The organism is Streptomyces sp. NRRL F-2664 (assembly GCF_000719345.1).
GTDB lineage: Bacteria > Actinomycetota > Actinomycetes > Streptomycetales > Streptomycetaceae > Streptomyces.
Map to the genome: position 1 here is coordinate 33,848 of NZ_JOFX01000030.1, position 16,996 is coordinate 50,843.

The following is a 16,996-nucleotide window of genomic DNA, read 5'->3' on the forward strand; positions in this document are numbered from 1 at the left end:
CGCTCCGCACGCGGGGTGGAGGGAGAACGGTGGGTCGCGCGTAACTCCGGCAGTCTGAATGCCCAGGCAGTCACGCACGGCGCACGAGGAGCACGGGCGGCGCGCGGCGGATCGTCCTCGGTCCGGCGCGCGCCGCTGGCGCAAGCCAGAAGGAGCGGGCACATGAGCAGTCGGGATGGGAAGGCCGGGTGGGGTCGTGCAGCCGGGTGGCGTCACGTCAGCGGACGTGCAGGAAACGGAGTACGCAGGGGCCGGGCCGGCGACGGGGGGCTCCGACGGCGCTCCGGAGTCGCACTCGGGTGATTCCGGGCCGCGCCGCCCGCTGGGAGTGGGAGCAGGAGCCTTCATCGTCCTGTGTCTGGCGACGACGCTGATCCACATTCTCGTGGTCTTCCTGCACGTGGCGCCGGCGAACGCCGTCTCACAGCTGTACAGCGGGCCGATCAACGCATGGGTCTATCCGTTCTTCGAGCAGAACTGGCGCCTCTTCGCCCCGGATCCGGAGTCGGTGAACCGGCAGATTTCGGTGAGGACCAGCCGCACCGCCCCTGACGGCAGCGTGCGGGTGAGCGGCTGGTTCGACCTGAGCGCCGTGGACGCCTCCGCCGTCGAGCACCACCCCTTCCCCAGCCACACGGCGCAGAACACGCTGCGTCGGGCCTGGAGTTCCTACCTCGAAGCGTTCGGCGGTGACGACGAGCCGCATTCGGAGCGGGCCGTGATGATGCAGGCGTACCTGCGCAACATCGCGGCGGGCCGCGTCGCCGCTCATCGGCGCGATTCCTTCGACTCCATCCAGCTGCGGGTGATCACGCTCCCCGTCGCTGCTCCGGAGGCATCGGGCGCCATCCGCCCCACCGCTCCCATCGACACCCGTTACCTGCCCTGGTGGAAGGTGGCCCCCCATGGAACAGACTGAGCCGGCACCGGCAGCAGCCGTGCCCGCCCGACCGGCGGGGCGGCGCCGGTTCGATCGCATGGGCAGGCTCCTTGCCCTGCTGGTCGAACGGCCGGTCTCCCTGTACGCCGCGGCGGTCCTGCGCATCGGATACGGGCTGCTCTACCTCGTCTTCCTGCTGCGCGAGTTTCCGCATCGCGACGAGATCTGGGGTCCGGGCTCGCCGTGGACGCCCGCGCTGGCGCGGCAGCTGTTCGACCAGACCGAGTGGTTCAGCATCCTCACCCTGTCAGACAGCCGGACGTACTTCGAGGCCTGCTACGCGTCGGCTGTCGTGACGTCCGCACTGTTCATGCTGGGTTGGCGGACCAGAGTGATGTCCGTGCTGTTCGCGATCATCGTGGCGTCGTTCCACGCCCGAGCGGTCTTCATGACGGACGGAGGCGACAACCTCTTCCTCCTCATGGCCGTGTACCTCGTCTTCACCGCCTGCGGCCGCCGCTGGTCCCTGGACGCACGCAGGAAGGCGAGAGCGGCGGGGGACGGCAGCCGGCGCCGGTTCCGCGAGTTCCGCGAGTTCCGCGAGACCGCGAGCACCGTGCTGCACAACTGCGGCATGCTCGTCATCGCCGCCCAGGTCTGTTTCCTCTACGGATCCGCGGGCCTGTACAAGGTGCAGGGCGGCTCCTGGGGGAACGGGACCGCCCTCCACTACGTGCTGAACCTCGACCTCTTCCGACCATGGCCCGCGCTGTCCCTCTTGCTGGACGAACACCCGGTCGCGGTCGCCATCGCCGGCTACCTGACGGTGCTGCTGCAGGTCGCGTTCCCGTTCGTCCTGTTCGGCAGGCTCAAATACCCGGTCCTGATCATGCTGGTGAGCCTGCACCTCGGAATCGCAGTCCTCTTGGGGCTTCCGGTCTTCTCCGGAGTGATGGTCGTCGCGGATGCCGTGTTCCTTCCGGACCGCTTCTACCGGTCCCTGAGGTGTCTGTTTTCGCGGACCTCCCGGCCGCCGGGCTCAGGAAGGACGCGGGCTCCGGTACGGGGAGAACCCGCACTCGTGCCCGCTCAGTCCGGGCCGTCCGGGCCGGACAGCCCGACCGGGAAGCACCCGCCCACATCCCGACGGCCGGTGGGGCCGGGTGGGGACTGCGTCCCTCCCCGGCACTGAAGGGACGGCCGCCTCGGACGCTGCCACGCTGGGGAGGAGCGTCATGCGCGTGCCCCGCTTCGCGTTCGACATGATGCGGACCGTCGCAGTGCGTGTCAGCGTGATCCGAGAGGAATCCGTACCCCACGCATGAAGAGGAGTCACCGTCATGGATGGTAGGCAGGACAAGCGTCAGCAGCCGGGCAAGGGCCGTGAAGCGCAGGAACACCATCGACCGGGAGACCCCGCGCAGCCCCAGCCGGGCAGGTCGTCCCGCGAGAAGGGACACAAGCCCGGCCCCGAGGAGACCTCGCGCCGCCGCAAGGACGACCTGCTGCGCGAGGAGGACTTGCACGACGAGGGGCTCTGACCGGCGCACCACTGGCCCACACGGTTGGCCTGCCGGCGACACCCGCCTCCACCTCACTGTGGACACGGCACCACCCGCCGGCCCCGCCCACGTGCGGCTGGCCGCCGGCCTGTCCCCCTTCGGCGCCGGCGCCCACTCCGACGAGACCTGAGCGCCGGGGCTCGGAGATCTTCGGGGAGGAACTGCTCGGGGTGTTCCTCGACCGGGCGCCCGAGCCGGCGCGGCACCGCGCCCGCCGGCATGCGGCAGGCGGCTCGGACGGAGTCCGGCGCGGCGACCGGATGAAGGACCCGTCGGCCTTCCGTAACCTCGTTGGCCCGACCACCCGAGCCAGCCGTCGTCCCCCTCGGTGGAATACCCACCGTGCGGGTGGGTGACGGGCTACGCCATCGCCGGTCAGGCGTGCTCGTCCGGCGGCTGCTGGGCGGGCTGGACCGACCAGCTGGCCGGCTCGTCGCCGCCCGAGTCCTCGTCGCGCTCCGCGTCGGCGGCTGTCGCATGGATCTTGCCCGGGGCGTGGTGGACCGGCGCGTACACGGCGTAGAGCTGCAGCGGCTCGTCACCGATGTTGGTCACGTTGTGCCAGGTGCCGGCCGGTACGAAGACGGCCCAGCCGTCCTCGACCTCCCGGTCGAAGTCGAGCCGGTCCTTCTCCCGGCCCATCTGGACGCGGCCCCGGCCTGCGTCGAGACGGAGGAACTGGTCGGTCTCCGGGTGCGCCTCCAAGCCGATGTCCTCACCCACCGGGATGGACATGAGGGTCAGCTGGAGGTACTTCCCGGACCAGGCGACCGCGCGGTAGTCCGTGTTCTCGAGCGTCGCCTTCTCCAGATCGAAGCTCTGCGGGTCCGGCCCGACGTCCTTGATGGTCATCCGTCTCTCCCGGTCGACTGCGGCGGTACGGCGGCGAATCTGCGCCGGCCCGTGTCAGCCTTCCCAGTCGCCGGCCGTTCTGACCGCCATGGCACGAGCCGCTACCGCATACGAGTGACGCCGGGACGCGGACGGACGCCGCGACTGCCCAGGTCGGCGACCCGGGCCGGTCGGTACGGCGGGCCGGTACGGCGCAGGGGTCAGGCTGCCGCGGCCTCGGCCGAGGGTCTGGCCTCCGCCCGTACGGCTCCCGCCCCCGTCCCGGGAGTCGTCCGCGGCCGGTGGTGGCGCGCCACCACGGAGCCGCCCAGCGCGAAGAGCGTCATGGTCGCCGCCACGCTCCAGAACCCGGCGCCGAGCGAGGCAGCGGCGAAGTGGCCCACGACCGGCATGAGGACCGCCGTGCCCAGGCCGATGGCGAGCAGCCGCAGGGACGCCATCTTGGCCTTGTCGCCCTCGGCCGCGTACTGCTGGAGCGAGGTCAGCAGCCAGGTGAGGCTGTTGAGATTGGCGAAGCCCGCCAGGAAGAAGGCGGCGAAGTGCACCGCGCCCGTCCCGCTCAGCGCCAGCAGGGCAGCCGCCGCGGCCTGGCCGAGCAGCCACACCGGCAGCAGGCGCTGCGAGACCAGGTACCGGGTCAGGAACGAGGCGCTGATCATTCCGGCCGCGAACGTGGCCTCCAGCGCCGCCACGTACCAGCCCCGGCCCCCGTGGAACTCGGCGGTCAGGGGGATGACGAGGGTGCTCAGGCCCTGGGCGAAGACGAAGTCACCACCGCACAGGACGATCACGAGGAAGACGGTCCGGTCGCCGCGGTAGCGGACCAGCATCCCCCGCCACTCGCCCACCGTCCCCGCCACGGCCCGGGACAGCAGGCGCGCCGACAGGGGCGGATTGCCCTCGTCCACCGTCAGGCGGATCCGACTCACCGCCACGGCGCAGCACAGTGACATCAGGATGTCGATCACCAGGGCGTGTTCGGCGGTGCCCCAGGTCAGGATCAGCCCGAGGAGAGCCATCCCGGTCAGCGCTCCGGCCTGGAAGGCCACACCGATCATGCTGTTGAAGCGGGTGGCGTGGGCCCGGTCCACATGGTGCGCGGTCAGCTTGAACAGTGCCGACCGCTCGACGTTGTCGAAGACGGCCAGCAGCGCGGACGCCGCCACGATCCAGGGCACCGCGGCGGTGCCCGGTATCAGGGCCGCGACGCCCACGATCAGCAGGACGGTGCCGGCCCGGCCCAGCCCGCACAGCGCGTACACCAGCTTGGAGTTGAGGGCGTCGACCAGCGGTCCGCACACCGGCAGGACGCACAGGGCCGCCACGCCCTGGAGGGTCAGTACGAACGCGAAGGCGGCCGGGCTGCCGGTACGGTCGTAGAGCAACTGCCCCATGGCCAGCGTGTGGATGCCGACGCCGATGCTGGAGAGGGTGATCGCACCCAGCATGGTGCGCGCGACCCGGTCGTTCCTGAGCATCAGAGCGCCACCCCGTCCAAGCGGCGGTCGATGACGTTCTTGACCTTGCCGCTGACGGAGTTGCGCGGCAGCTCGCCCTCTGCCGTGCAGACGATCCTGAGCTCGTACGCGTCCAGCGCCGCATCGAAGTCCTGGAAACCGCCCAGCACCGGGAACTCCTTGACGAGCAGCTCGCGTACGGCCTCGGCCTCCGGCGGGCAGGGGGCTTCGGTGCGGATGGTCAGGATCTCCCGGCTGCCCTCGGTGGCCACCTCGATCTGGAGCTGCGAGACCTCGAAGGCGGCGAGCGCGTCGAGGACCTCGCCATAGAGAACCGTTTCACCCTTGAAGCGGACCAGTCCGTCGGAACGGCCCAGGTACTCCAGCACCCGTCCCGACACCCCGCAGGCGCAGTGGTGCTCGTAGGTGCGCCCCATGTCGCCGATGCGGTAGCGGATCAGGGGGCCCTCGAACTTCTGCAGGCCCGTGACGAGAAGGTGACCCGTGACGCCGTCCACGACCGGTCGGCCGGCCTCGTCCACGACCTCGATGAGGTTGTAGTCGTCGTTGACGTGGTGCACGGTGCCGCCGAGGAAGCCGCACTGGTACCCGAGCTGCGCGCCGTCGTTCGCGGCGAGGATGCTGGACACCACACGGGCCCCCAGCTCCTGGCGCAGCCAGGTCTTGTCGGTCTCGGTCATCGGGGTGCCGCCGTAGATCACCTTCTCGACGCGCAGCCCGGGGCGGCGCTTCTTGGCGTCGCGCAGCAGCGGCAGGATGAGGGCGGGCATGCCGAGGATCACATTGGCGTCGAAGCGCCCGGTGAGCATCAGCAGGTCGTCCACGGTCACGAACTGCGCGGTCGAGTACGACTCGACGGGCATCCGGGACAGCTCGCTGAAGGTCGTGGTCAGCCCGCCGTACATGCCGCCGCCGAACAGCGTGTTGATGACGCGGTCGCCCGGCGCGAGCCCGAGCGCGTACAGCATGGGGATGGCCTCACGGACCATGTTCTCCCAGTCGGAGCGCGAGTAGACGATGTAGCGCGGCTCGCCGCTGGTCGCGCCGGAGCGCAGCACCTCCCCGGTGGCCGGATCCCCACTGCTCAGGTCGCGGCTCGCGGGCAGCGAGTGTGCCTCCAGCTCGGACTTCTCCAGTATGGGGAGCCCGGCGAGACCGGCGTCCTCGGTGATGTCGGGCAGGTCCCCGTAGTACGGGGTGCGCCGGGCGCGGGCCACGAGGTACCGCAGGCGCGCCGCGAGCCGCCCGCTCCGCCGGTCGCCGTCCTCGCTGCGGATGCGGGCCAGGGACACGCCCGCCAGGTGCCGGCGCTGGAAGAGCCCGTACGCCCAGCCCGCCCCGCAGTCGACGGCGAGGTCCGCGTCGGCCGGCAGCGCGGGGACCTCCAACGGCTGCCCGGGCGCGTCCGCGCCGGGCCCGGTCACCTGCCCCGTCGGCAGCGGTACCCCGGCCTCCCGCAGCGCCGACATCACCTCTTCCCACAGCTGGGGCCGTGCCGACCGTACGGTGACCCGGTTGCCCAGGGCCCATGCGAGCAGCAGACCGCGCAGGGTCGCCTCGGCCAGCCGGTCGTCGAGGACGACGGTGCCCACCGGGGACAGCTCCAGGACGTCGTCGCTGTCGGCCAGCGGCTGCCAGGGGTACTGGCTGACGCCGCCGAGGAGCCGGTCCAGCCCTTCGAAGAGCCGCCGGCTGTCGAACCGGCGCAGCGGATCCGCCACGCCGGCCTGTCGCAAGGCCGCGTCGAGCGGGGCGAGGGCGCCGGAGGTGAGGGCGCGCTCGACGTGTTCGACGGCCAGCAGGAGGTCGGTGGGGTAGTGCCTCATGAGATGTCCTCGTCATAGGGGTGGGTGACTGCCGTACCGCTCGGCGCGGTCGCGTCCTTCACAGCTGTGCGGCGATCACCGCGGCCAGCCGGCGTACGCCTTCGTCGATCAGCTCCGCCGACGGGTACGAGAAGGACAGCCGCAGGTGCCGGGTGCCGCGGCCGTCCGTGTAGAAGCCGGTGCCCGGGACGAACGCGACGCCCGCCGCCAGCGCGTGGGGCAGCAGTTCGCGGGAGTCCAGGCCCTCGGGGAGCGTCACCCAGACGAAGAACCCGCCGTCCGGGACGGTCCACGACACCCCGGCGGGCATCGAGAGGGAGAGTGCGCGGAGCATGGCGTCCCGCCGGGTGCGGTAGCCCGCGCGGAACCCGCCGAGACGTTCCTGCCACGGCTCGGTGCGCAGGTAGCGGTCCACGGTGAGCTGGGCGAGTGCCGAGTGGGAGAGCATGGCGCTCTCCGCGGCGAGCACGAGCTTGGCGGTCAGGGCGGCCGGTGCGTGCACCCAGCCCACCCGCAGGCCCGGTGCCAGTGTCTTGGAGAAGGATCCGAGGTAGACCACCCGGTCGGGGTCGTCGGCGCACAGGGCCCGGGTGGGAGCGGCGTCGTAGTGCAGCAGGCCGTACGGGTTGTCCTCCACCACGAGGACCCCGGCCCTGCGGCAGACCTCCAGGATGTGGGCGCGGCGGCCCGCCGGGACGGTGGCGCCGGTGGGGTTCTGGAAGGTGGGGACGGTGTAGAAGAACTTCGCGGGCCGCCCCTCGGCCGTCAACCGGTGGAAGGCCGCCGCCAGTTCGTCCGGGATCACCCCGGCGCGGTCCATGGCGACCTGCACGACCCGGGCGCCGGCCGCCTTGAAGGTACCGAGGGCGGTGACGTACGTGGGGCCCTCGGTCACCACCGTGTCCCCCGGGTCGAGCAGGACCCGGGCCAGCAGGTCCAGGGCCTGCTGGGAGCCCACGGTGACCATGACGTCCTCCGGGCGGGCGGAGATCCCCTCGGCCGCCATCACGGAGCAGATGCTGTCCCGCAGTCCGGGGTCGCCCTGCGCCGACCCGTACTGGAGTGCCGTCGGGCCGTGCTCGCGCACCACATCGGCGAGGATCCCGGCCATGGTCTCCGGCGGGAGGGCGGAGACGTCCGGCATGCCGCCCGCCAGCGAGACGATGCCGGGGAGGGCGGCCACGGAGAAGAGGGAGCGGACCTCGGAGGGCACCATGGCGTGGGCACTGCGGGAGAAGTAGCGCTCCCACGCGACCGGACCGGGGCAGCGACCCCGCGTCCCCGGCTCCGCCGCCCGGGTCGGCGGGTCCGCCGGCGCGGTCGGTGCCGGTTCGAGTTCCATGGGCAGGCGCATCAGGGTCTCCTGGGGTGGGAAGGGCGGGCGGTCTCGGTGGCGTCGGTGGCCCCGGCCGACGCCAGCAGCCCCACCGTGTAGTCGCGCAGGACCGTGTCCTGCCGTGCGTGCAGCAGCGTGACGTCCTTGTGCGGACCGTTCGGGCCCCGGGTGATCAGGCACGCCGCCTGCTGCCGCAGCGTGTACGGCTGCGCGGCCGTGGCGTGGAAGGCCGCCGGGTCGGCCCGGGCCAGCTCGGCCCATTCCCGCTGGTCCTCGCCGAGTGCCGTACGGGCCAGGTTCAGCAGATCGGAGGCGCACAGCCCGGTCCGCAGCCCCTCCGCCTCGATGCCGCCGGCCGTGGTGGTGAGGTTCACGCAGACGGGACCGTCTGCGGGGCACTGCTCAAGGACCGCCGCCAGTGCCGTCTCGACGGCCCAGTCCTGCTCCGCCCCTTTCCGCGGCAGCAGCAGGGCTCCCGGGAACTCGCACGCATGTTCCTCGGCGGCGGTCCCCCGTACGCTCCAGATGGCGCAGACCCGTTGGGCGGAACCGAGCGTCACGATGCTGATGTGCAGTCCGGTGCGGACGTGTGCCATGGAACCCTCGCTCGCTCAGGGGGTGTGGTCGGGAGCCGGCTCCGGGTCGGCCGGGCCCAGCCGTACGACCGCCTTGCCGGTGTTCTCGCCGCGCAGCATCCCGAGGAAGGCGTCGACGGTCCGCTCGAAGCCTTCGGTCACGCTGAGCCGGTCGGTGATCCGACCCGAACGCAGGTGCGGGACCAGGAAGTCCTCCAGCTCTGCTTGCGCGTCGCGGTGACGGGAGACGAGGAAGCCCTCCAGCCGGATGCTCTTCTCCACGAGGTCGAAGAGATTGCGCGGGGCCGCCGGGGCGCATCCCGTGTTGTACTGCGCGATGGCTCCGCACCAGGCGATCCGCCCGTCCTCGCGCATCGCCCCGATCGCCGCCTCCAGGTGGTCGCCGCCCACGTTGTCGAGGTAGACGTCGATGCCGTCGGGCGCCACCCGGGCCAGCTGCTCGGACAGGGAAGGTCCGGCGCGGTGGTCGAAGGCCGCGTCGTAGCCGAGTTCCTCGGTGAGCAGCCGGACCTTCGCCGGGGAACCGGCGCTGCCGACGATCCGGCCGGCCCCCAGCAGCTTGGCCAGCCGGCCGGCCGCCGTCCCGACGCCGCCGGCGGCTGCCGAGACGTACACCGTCTCACCGGCCCGCAACCGGGCGACACGGGTCAGCGCGACATACGCTGTCAGGCCCGTACCACCGAGCAGCCCGAGGAAGGACTCGGTGGCGACGCCCTCGTACCGGGGCAGGACGCGCGCCTCGGCTTCGGACACCACGGCGTGGGTCCGCCAGCCCTCCCGGTGGAACACCACGGCCCCGACGGGCAGTCCGGCGCTGCGCGACTCCACGACCCGGCCGATCGAACGGCCCTCCAGCGGAGCGCCGAGCTCCCACTCCGCGTCCATGGCCTCACGCATGTACGGATCCACGGAGAGCCACAGGTTCTCCACCACCGCCTGGCCCTCGGCCGGCGCCGCCAGGGGCAGCTCCGCCTCGGCGAAGTCCTCGGGTACGGGCATGCCCCGGGGCCGGCGACGCTGCGTGATCAGCCGTGTGGTGCGGACCGGGGCGCTCATGCCGCCACCTGCCGGGCCGGGGCGGTGCGGACCGAGACCGCGCGGGTGCACTCCTCCAGGAACCGGCGCAGCTCGTCCGCGTCGGTGTGCGATGCCTCGATGAACACCGGAACCTCCCACTCCTGGTAGGTGATGTGGCGCGGGGTCTCCTGGTCCGGCGCGAGGACGTGGAGGACGTCCAGGCACGGATGGGTCCTGATCCACTCGGGTACGTCGACCGCCCGCACCTCGTCGGCCGCCAGGTGGTGGCCGGGGAAGGCGAGCCAGCCGTGGTGACGGCCGCTGGGCGGGCCGGCCGGCGGCCGGTCCAGGCCGAGCCGGACGGCGATCTCGTGCGAGGGCAGGTGCACCCCGGTGTGCAGCTCGTGCGTGGAGACCACGGCCGCGCCGCCCATCCGGTTGGCCACCTCCAGGAAGACCAGTTCGCCGGTGGCCGTCTCGAAGAACTCCAGGTGGATGCAGCCCTCCTCGATGCCGAGGACCTTCACCACCTGCTCGGCGAGGGTGCGCTGGGCGGGCGTGCACGGCTCCTGGTGCGAGCCGAGCGGGGTTCCGTGCGCGTACTCGACCGGCTTGTTGACGTACCGGCTGACCGCGAGCTCGACCAGCCGGCCGCCGTCCACCAGCCCGTCGGCGTGCAGGATGTCGCCGTCGATGTGCTCCTCCAGCTGGAACTCCCCGGGGTCGGTCAGCCGCCCGTGGGCGTCGAGCGCCTCACGGGCGGTCGCGTGGACCGTGACGTCCTCGCTGGACGCGCCCTGGCGCGGCTTGAGGACCGTGCGCCCGGTCCACGGCAGGGTGCCGTCCGGCGCGGGCCCGGCGGCGAACCGGGGGTGGCGCAGCCCCGAGCCCGCCAGCGCTTCCTTCATCCGCACCTTGTCCCGCACCCGCTCGACGGCGGCGAGGTCCGGGCCCTCGATGCCGAGGTGGCGGCGTACGTGGCAGGCTTCGACGATGCCGAACTCCGAGAGCGAGAGCACCTTCTCGTAGCCGTCGGCGGGCGAGGTGCGGGCGAGGATCCCGGCGACCAGGTCCTCGTCCGGGTCGAGGGTGATCCGCCGCGCGGGCAGGCCGTCGGGGAGGTCTGCCATCCGGTGCGGGTGCCCGATGTAGGTCACCTCGTGGCGGTCGTGGTCCAGGCCGCGGTCGTAGCCGATCTTCCGGTACGGAACCTGGTGAATGACGAGGATCTTCATCCGAGATACTCCAAGGTCGTAATGCCCCAGCTGAAGCCCATCGCGCTGGTGGCGAGCATGATGAGGTCGCCGTGCCGCAGCCGGTCCCCGCGTTCGAGGTCTTTCAGCGCGATGAGGGTGTCCGCTCCGCCCATGTGGGCCAGCCGGTCGTAGTTGAAGACGCTCCGGCCGGCCGGGATGCCCAGGCGGGCCAACAGCCGCTGGTGCATGTCACGGTCGCCGTGGTTGATCAGGAAGTGGGCGATGTCCCCCGGCGTGATGCCGAGTGCGGCCACCGTCTCGTCCACCAGGGCGGTGAAGTGCCGTACGTAGGCGTCTGCGAGGCCCCTGCGGTGCTCGGCGCGCCGGATCAGCACGCGTCCGTCCGTCAGCTCACCGGCGTAGTAGTCGGCCCAGCTGCCATCGGTGCGCATCGCCGAGTGGACGACACGGAAACGGCTCGGACCGCCGCCCAGCAGCACCGCCGCAGCCGCATCACCGAGGTTGAACAGAGCCTTGGAATCGGGGTCACGGTAGTCAACCATCCGGCTCAGCCGGTCCCCGACGAGGACCAGCGCGTACGTGTTCTCGTCCAGGGCTCCCGCGGTGGACAGGAGCCGGATGGCGGTCATGCCCGCGTTGCAGAAGTTGGCCACCTCGAAGCAGTGGGCGTCCTCGATGCCGAGGGCGTGCGCCACCTTCGCCGCGGGCGACCAGAAGGGCCGGTCCCAGGCGCCGGACCCGGCGTAGACCACCTGCCGGATCCGGTCGGGGGCCACCGCACTGCGGTCCAGGACCGTCCGGGCGGCGGCGAGGGCGAGCTCCCAGGCGTTCTCGCCCTCCGCGAGCACCGGGAAGGTTGCGCAGTGGGTGATCCGCGCCAGGTCCGCGAGGGGGACGCCCGAGGCCGCGGACATGGCCCGGATGTCGGCCCTCGCGGAGGGGAAGGCCACGTCGAAGTCGGCTATGCCGCCCACTTCTCGCCCTCTTCGATGCTCACCCGGTGCACGGTCCGCGTGGCACCGGGGTCGACCGCGGTGGCCGCGTGGTAGGTCGTCGCCGTCTTCCACACCACCAGGTCGTTCGTCGTCCAGCGGTGGGTGTAGACGTGCTCGGGGTCCTGGATGAGCCGGTCGATGAGGGCGAAGAACTCCGCGTTCTCGTTGGCGTCGAAGCCCACGACGGAGTCCATGTACTCGGGGGCGCCGTAGAGGTACGGACGGCCGGTGGCCGGGTCGTGCTTGACCAGCGGGTGCTCGGTCGGCGGGTACTCCATCTCGACCAGCGCCTTCAGCTCGGCGATGGAGAGCCCGACGTGCTCGGGGGAGATCCGCTGGCGCTTGCTGACGGTGTGCAGGGCGGTGCGGCCGGCGATCTTGTCCTTCCACTCCTGCGGCAGCCGGTCGTAGACGTCGAGGGCGCTGGCGTAGAGCGTGTGGCCGCTGGTGGCGGGTACGTCGACGCCGTGCAGCATCGTGTAGGGCGCCGGATCCTTCATGTACGAGGAGTCCTGGTGCCAGAAGTTGCCGACCCGGGCGACACCGACGGGACGGTTCGCCTTCATGGCGTTGGAGGAGATCATGATCTCCGGGTGCTCGGGGTGCCGGTACTTGGCCATGAGGAACGGCACGGGCCGGCCGATTCGGGAGGCCAGCTCGATCTGCTGCTCGGGGGTGATGTCCAGGCCCCGGACGACGGCCAGTTCGCGGCGCTGCACGATGTCGACGAGCTGGGCGAAGACCTCGGGGTCCTGGAGTTCCTCGTAGCCGACACCGGTCAGCTCCGAGCCGATGAACGGGGTGATTTCCTTGATCTGCACGAGCGGATCTCCTTGATTCGGTGAAGTGGTGGGGCTGCGCTATCGGATGTCGTCGAGGCAGGCGCGCAGGGCCCGGACGAATCCCTCGATCTCCGTACGGGTACGGAACGGCGCGACCGTGACCCGGAAGCGCTCGCCCCCCTTCGCCACGGACGGGAAGTTGATGGGCTGGACGTAGACGCCGTACTCGTCCAGGAGGCGGCGCGAGATCTTCTTGACCCGCTCACCGCCCGGGACCAGCACCGGGACCAGGTGGGTGGGGGCGTCGATGAAGTCGATGCGCGCCTCGCGCAGGAGACTGCGCATCAGCGCCGCGTTCTCCCGCAGTTTCAGGCGCAGTTCGGCGCCGGCCGGGCCCTGGATGACGTCAAGGCTGCGCTGGGTGGCGTCGAGGCTCGAACGGGGGATGGTGGTGGTGAAGATGAATCCGGGCGCGTGGGAGCGGACGTAGTCCAGGGCGGTCTCGGGGCCGGCGACGTAGCCGCCGGTGGTACCGACCGCTTTTCCGAACACGCCCTGGACGAAGGTCGGACGGTGTTCTCCGATCTCCTCGCATATACCGGCGCCGGTGGGTCCGTTCACGCCGATCGCGTGCGTCTCGTCCAGATACGTCAGAGCATGGTGGCGTTCGGCCAGATCACAGATTTCGGTGATCGGCGCGATGTCCCCGTCCATCGAGTACACGGATTCGAAGACGATCAACTTCGGCTGCTCCGCCGGATATTGGCCGAGCATTTCGTCCAGCGCTTCGACATCGTTGTGCGGGAATATGTGTCTCCGGTTCTTGGAGGTACGGATTCCCTCGATCAATGAGCGGTGGTTGAGCGAGTCCGAGAAGACCACCATGTCCGGTACGGCCGCGAGCAGGGTGCTCAGCGTTTCGACATTGGCGACATATCCGCTGGTGAACACCAGGGCACGGTCCTTGCCGTGCCAGGCCGCCAGCCGGGTCTCCAGCGCCACATGGGCCTCGCTGGTGCCCGCGATGTTGCGGGAGCCGCCGTTGCCGGTGCCGTGCCGCAGCGTCGAGGCGATCTGCGCATCCATGACCTGCGCGTTCTGGCTCATGCCCAGGTAGTCGTTGGTGCACCAGACCTGGATGCGGCGCCCCTGGTGCATCGCGTGCCCGGGCTGGTCCGCCAGGTACGAGCAGGGGGTGAATTCTCGGTACAGACCCGAGCTCTTCAGGTCTTCCAGCCTCTCCTGGAGCCCGTCGAGGACGGGCAGCGGCCGGGCGGAAACGGGAAGGGCGGACATGTCTCTCCTGTAACTAGAATTTCGCAATCCGGGGAGGGGGCGGGGAGCCTGCCCGGTCAGCCCCACTGCGAGTCGCTCTTGAGGGCGATGACGACGACCTCTTCCCGCTCCGCGGATTCGTTGCCCGCGATGACGCCGAGCGTCGCGAGAACGGTCACGGCGAGTGCGCCGAAGAGCTGCCGAAGAGTCGTCTTGAACATTGGTTCCCCCTGATCGAGTTCTGCCCGGGCCAGGTTTCTGTGGCCCGTGACAGGAATCATGTGCCGGTCTTCTCGCCGGGAACAGGGAAATCCGGGAGCATGATCACGCAATGCAGAGACTTGAAGGATGGCCAAATGTGCACGAAAACAGACAGAGGGGTACGTGTTCCACCCGTCGAGCTCTGCGACGAGGGGCTGTCCTTCTACGAGGCAGCCGTCCGGGGTGACCTCCCGGGGCGGGAATGCCCGCCCTGCCTGCTTGACCTGGGTCTCCTGCGGGAACTGCCCGACGGCCATCTGGTGCCCCTGCCCCCGGGTCTCGCGGCCAACGCCGTGATGCGCCCGCTGGAGACGGACATCGAGGAGAGGCAGCGGGCCCTGGCGGCGGCCCGTGTCGCCATGCACCGGGCGGACGAGGTCTACCGCGCCCACGCGGGCGGCGGCAGCGGCAGCGGCATCCGCGCGATCAGCGGCGCGGACTCCATCAGCGCCACGCTGGCCTCGGTCGTGCAGTCCTGTGAGGAGGAGCTCCTGACCGCCCAGCCCGGCGGCGGCAGGCCGGCGCAACTGCTGGAGAAGGCGCTCGCCAGCGACGTGGCCGCCCTGGAGCGCGGCATCCGACAGCGGACCATCTACCAGCACACCGTCCGCTCCCACGCCCCGACGCTCGCCTACGTCGAGGGCGTCTCCGTCGCGGGTGCCGAAGTACGCACCCTGGACGAGGTGTTCGACCGGCTGATCGTCTGCGACCGGAAGGTCGCCTTCGTGCCCGACCCCGACGCGGAGCGCCAGCAGCTCGCCCTGGTCGTCGAGCACCCCGGAATGATCCGCTACCTCGTCGGCATCTTCGACAAGTCGTGGGAGCGCGCCGCGCCCCTGCGGCACACGCCGACCGAGCACCGGCCGCCCCTGCTCACCGACGAGACCCGCCGGGCCGTCCTGCACCTCATGGTGAACGGCTACACCGACGAGACCATCGCCGGTCGCCTCGGCATGAGCGCCCGTACGGTGGCCACCCACGTCCGCAAGGCCTCGGAGCAACTGGGCAGCCGCAGCCGCGCACAGCTGGCGTACCTCATCGCGAGGAGCGGTCTCCTGGACGAGGACCTGCACACACCCGCCACCGAGCCCCGGCGACCCTGAACGGGGCATGGGCGTCGGCGGCGGGGCGGCCGGAGCAGGGTCACCCGGATGCCCCTGCCGACTGCGGGCCGCCCGTGCCACGTCGATCCTGAGGGCATGACGTCCAGCGGACCGCAGGTCATCGTGCACCCGCCCGACAGCCGCGGGCTGCGCCAGGTCAGCGTCGGAGGGGAGGACGTGGGCCGGGCCTGGTCACCGCGGGACCTCCGCAGGGTGCTGCGGCGGGCCGGGGTGCCCGAAGACACGGATCTCGGCAATCCGGGGCAGGTCCGCTGGCGCGCCGACCCCGCCCTGTGGCCCGACCGACCCTGGTGGAGGCGCGCCCAGGCCGGTCTGATGACGCTCGGCCTCCTGGTGTCCGCCGCTGTGCTCTTCCGCGTGGGGCTGACGGACACCCTCAGGGCCCTGACCTTCGGCGGGCGCGTCATGGGCGTGGTGTTCCTGGCTGCCGCGCTGGTGGAGACGGTCGCGGCGGCGGCGGTCTTCGACTACTGGGGCAAGCGGGCCACCCGGTACGCGGGGCAGTGCGTGCTGCTGGGAGTCGTCATCGTGGCCGTGACCAGCCTGATGTTCCTGATCCTGCAGTGGGAGGGCGGTTATCGCGCCGGGCTGTTCTCGCTCTGGGTGGCCCTGGTGGCGTGGTCCGTCTGGGCCCTGTGGGAAGTGAGCCGGCACAAGGTCTGGCGGGGGGTTCCGCATCCGAAGAGTTTCGCGACCGGAGTCGCCCTGTCGGCTCTCATCGGTTCCGCCAGCGTGGCGTACTCGTCCATGTACACCCCGTACGTGGCCCCGCCCAAGGTCCCCTTCATGGTGTCCTTCGGGAAACCGACCCTGAACGCCGCCCGCACCAGCCTGTACGTCCCGGCGCACCTCACGTTCCGCAACGAGGGGGCCATCAGCATCTTCGTCGTCGGAACCCAGTGGTCCGCCACGATCTGGCCGAGCACCTTCCGTGCGGAGGGCACCGGGCCGGCACGATGGCGGGACGAACTGGGCGACGGCTGGGACACCAACCGCCACGAGGACTTCAATGCTCCGGCCCGCCTGCTCGCGGCAGGACAGATCACCTCCGCGGGGAGCCGCCTCGACCCCGGCGACGACTTCTCGAAGCAGGCCGTCATCGAAGTGCCGCTGAAGGACGCCGGTCAGGGACGCGTCCAGCTGGCCGCGACGATCTCGTTCATCCGGGCCGACCGCTGCAAGCTCGCCAACAGCTACCCGCAGTCGATCGAGTACTCGTGGGACAGGGACTCGGCAGATCGCAAGCACCTTTGGGACGCCCCTCCGTGGCTCGCGCACCCGGGCGACGACTTCTTCCGCTACCGGTCGAGGATCTATCGCAGCAGCGCGGTCATGAACATGACCCAGGCACCCGACTGGGCAGCCATGTGGTGGGTGATGCCGAAGTGGCGCGAGGGACAGCTGTTCGCGCCCGGAGACACCATCCCCTCCATGCAGGTCCACATCGCCCGCGACCCCGACAGCCAGGAAGTCCTCAGCGAGGACGAGCAGGAACCGTACGGGATGAAGACCAGGTCGACGGCGGTCGACCAGCCGGTCGCCCTGCTCCGCCAGGCCGCCGAGAAACCGTAGGCGGATGCAGCTGGAGAGCTGCCGCGCCGGATGTCCCACGGGGCTGGGCGTCCGTGGCAGAAGGCAGGCCGGCCGCGACCGCGGCGTCGGTTCACCCCGCCCCGACGCTCCGCGCACGAACCGCACGGAATAAACGTATCTCCGGATTCGCATGGGCAAACATGTCCCACAGGGAGGGTCCGGATGCTCCTTTTCCACCACCAAGACGGTCGCAGCGCCAGTC

Annotated in this window: 16 protein-coding genes; 5 read left to right on the plus strand and 11 right to left on the minus strand. The window is 70.9% G+C overall.

Translation table 11 applies throughout. From position 1 onward, the window contains the following. Nucleotides 1-226: 226 nt before the first annotated feature. From IF89_RS0124165 to IF89_RS38240, 3 genes are all read left to right on the plus strand, one after another. Nucleotides 227-919 (plus strand): DUF5819 family protein, encoded by a 693-nt coding sequence (locus tag IF89_RS0124165; protein ID WP_234327852.1) that lies wholly within the window; start codon nucleotides 227-229, stop codon nucleotides 917-919. A 58-nt stretch (nucleotides 920-977) separates the two neighbouring features. Further along, nucleotides 978-2,072: an HTTM domain-containing protein gene (locus tag IF89_RS0124170; RefSeq protein ID WP_107047348.1), complete on the plus strand. Its 1,095-nt coding sequence runs from the start codon at nucleotides 978-980 to the stop codon at nucleotides 2,070-2,072. Between the two features lie 148 nt (nucleotides 2,073-2,220). Beyond that, the gene (locus tag IF89_RS38240) at nucleotides 2,221-2,421 is read left to right on the plus strand and encodes a hypothetical protein (RefSeq protein WP_234327853.1); all 201 of its coding nucleotides are present in this window, start codon (nucleotides 2,221-2,223) and stop codon (nucleotides 2,419-2,421) included. Between the two features lie 396 nt (nucleotides 2,422-2,817). On the opposite strand, the gene IF89_RS0124185 is transcribed toward IF89_RS38240, so the two are convergent. From IF89_RS0124185 to IF89_RS46100, 11 genes are all read right to left on the minus strand, one after another. Further along, nucleotides 2,818-3,294, minus strand: coding sequence for a cupin domain-containing protein (locus IF89_RS0124185; protein ID WP_030771857.1), 477 nt, complete (start codon nucleotides 3,292-3,294; stop codon nucleotides 2,818-2,820). Between the two features lie 200 nt (nucleotides 3,295-3,494). Then, nucleotides 3,495-4,772: an MFS transporter gene (locus IF89_RS0124190; RefSeq protein WP_063831335.1), complete on the minus strand. Its 1,278-nt coding sequence runs from the start codon at nucleotides 4,770-4,772 to the stop codon at nucleotides 3,495-3,497. Next, entirely contained in the window at nucleotides 4,772-6,598 is a 1,827-nt protein-coding gene (locus tag IF89_RS0124195) for a phenylacetate--CoA ligase family protein (protein ID WP_030771863.1), read from the minus strand. The genes IF89_RS0124190 and IF89_RS0124195 overlap by 1 nt, the downstream gene beginning before the upstream one ends. A 58-nt stretch (nucleotides 6,599-6,656) precedes the next feature. Continuing rightward, a complete protein-coding gene (locus IF89_RS0124200; protein ID WP_234327854.1) occupies nucleotides 6,657-7,952 on the minus strand; it encodes a PLP-dependent aminotransferase family protein in 1,296 nt (431 codons plus the stop codon). After that, nucleotides 7,952-8,530 (minus strand): hypothetical protein, encoded by a 579-nt coding sequence (locus tag IF89_RS0124205; RefSeq protein ID WP_051807523.1) that lies wholly within the window; start codon nucleotides 8,528-8,530, stop codon nucleotides 7,952-7,954. The genes IF89_RS0124200 and IF89_RS0124205 overlap by 1 nt, the downstream gene beginning before the upstream one ends. Nucleotides 8,531-8,545: 15 nt before the next feature. Beyond that, complete coding sequence (locus IF89_RS47080; RefSeq protein ID WP_051807532.1) at nucleotides 8,546-9,586, minus strand: MDR family NADP-dependent oxidoreductase; 1,041 nt, start codon at nucleotides 9,584-9,586, stop codon at nucleotides 8,546-8,548. Next, the gene (locus IF89_RS0124215; protein ID WP_030771875.1) at nucleotides 9,583-10,782 is read right to left on the minus strand and encodes an ATP-grasp domain-containing protein; all 1,200 of its coding nucleotides are present in this window, start codon (nucleotides 10,780-10,782) and stop codon (nucleotides 9,583-9,585) included. Before IF89_RS0124215 ends, IF89_RS47080 begins: the two co-directional genes overlap by 4 nt. Next, a complete protein-coding gene (locus IF89_RS0124220; protein WP_030771877.1) occupies nucleotides 10,779-11,738 on the minus strand; it encodes a 3-oxoacyl-ACP synthase III family protein in 960 nt (319 codons plus the stop codon). The genes IF89_RS0124215 and IF89_RS0124220 overlap by 4 nt, the downstream gene beginning before the upstream one ends. Beyond that, on the minus strand, nucleotides 11,726-12,580 hold the full coding sequence (locus IF89_RS0124225; RefSeq protein ID WP_030771880.1) for a TauD/TfdA dioxygenase family protein: 855 nt from the start codon (nucleotides 12,578-12,580) through the stop codon (nucleotides 11,726-11,728). Before IF89_RS0124225 ends, IF89_RS0124220 begins: the two co-directional genes overlap by 13 nt. A 39-nt stretch (nucleotides 12,581-12,619) precedes the next feature. Then, complete coding sequence (gene hemA, locus IF89_RS0124230) at nucleotides 12,620-13,837, minus strand: 5-aminolevulinate synthase (protein ID WP_051807524.1); 1,218 nt, start codon at nucleotides 13,835-13,837, stop codon at nucleotides 12,620-12,622. A gap of 56 nt (nucleotides 13,838-13,893) precedes the next feature. Then, a complete protein-coding gene (locus IF89_RS46100; RefSeq protein WP_158717915.1) occupies nucleotides 13,894-14,037 on the minus strand; it encodes a hypothetical protein in 144 nt (47 codons plus the stop codon). A 135-nt stretch (nucleotides 14,038-14,172) separates the two neighbouring features. Between IF89_RS46100 and IF89_RS0124240 the strand changes: the two genes are divergently transcribed. After that, nucleotides 14,173-15,180, plus strand: coding sequence for a helix-turn-helix domain-containing protein (locus IF89_RS0124240; protein ID WP_043194335.1), 1,008 nt, complete (start codon nucleotides 14,173-14,175; stop codon nucleotides 15,178-15,180). 96 nt (nucleotides 15,181-15,276) lie between these two features. After that, nucleotides 15,277-16,773, plus strand: coding sequence for a hypothetical protein (locus IF89_RS47085; protein ID WP_051807525.1), 1,497 nt, complete (start codon nucleotides 15,277-15,279; stop codon nucleotides 16,771-16,773). The last annotated feature ends 223 nt before the right edge of the window (nucleotides 16,774-16,996 follow it).

Bases quoted from the DNA above. Each gene is read 5' to 3' on its own strand.
- IF89_RS0124215 (WP_030771875.1), bottom strand. From the start codon at position 10,782: ATGAAGATCCTCGTCATTCACCAGGTTCCGTACCGGAAGATCGGCTAC.
- IF89_RS0124185 (WP_030771857.1), bottom strand. From the start codon at position 3,294: ATGACCATCAAGGACGTCGGGCCGGACCCGCAGAGCTTCGATCTGGAG.
- IF89_RS38240 (WP_234327853.1), top strand. From the start codon at position 2,221: ATGGATGGTAGGCAGGACAAGCGTCAGCAGCCGGGCAAGGGCCGTGAA.
- IF89_RS0124195 (WP_030771863.1), bottom strand. From the start codon at position 6,598: ATGAGGCACTACCCCACCGACCTCCTGCTGGCCGTCGAACACGTCGAG.
- IF89_RS0124240 (WP_043194335.1), top strand. From the start codon at position 14,173: ATGTGCACGAAAACAGACAGAGGGGTACGTGTTCCACCCGTCGAGCTC.
- IF89_RS47085 (WP_051807525.1), top strand. From the start codon at position 15,277: ATGACGTCCAGCGGACCGCAGGTCATCGTGCACCCGCCCGACAGCCGC.
- IF89_RS0124190 (WP_063831335.1), bottom strand. From the start codon at position 4,772: ATGCTCAGGAACGACCGGGTCGCGCGCACCATGCTGGGTGCGATCACC.
- IF89_RS46100 (WP_158717915.1), bottom strand. From the start codon at position 14,037: ATGTTCAAGACGACTCTTCGGCAGCTCTTCGGCGCACTCGCCGTGACC.
- IF89_RS0124170 (WP_107047348.1), top strand. From the start codon at position 978: ATGGGCAGGCTCCTTGCCCTGCTGGTCGAACGGCCGGTCTCCCTGTAC.
- IF89_RS0124200 (WP_234327854.1), bottom strand. From the start codon at position 7,952: ATGCGCCTGCCCATGGAACTCGAACCGGCACCGACCGCGCCGGCGGAC.
- hemA (WP_051807524.1), bottom strand. From the start codon at position 13,837: ATGTCCGCCCTTCCCGTTTCCGCCCGGCCGCTGCCCGTCCTCGACGGG.
- IF89_RS0124205 (WP_051807523.1), bottom strand. From the start codon at position 8,530: ATGGCACACGTCCGCACCGGACTGCACATCAGCATCGTGACGCTCGGT.
- IF89_RS47080 (WP_051807532.1), bottom strand. From the start codon at position 9,586: ATGAGCGCCCCGGTCCGCACCACACGGCTGATCACGCAGCGTCGCCGG.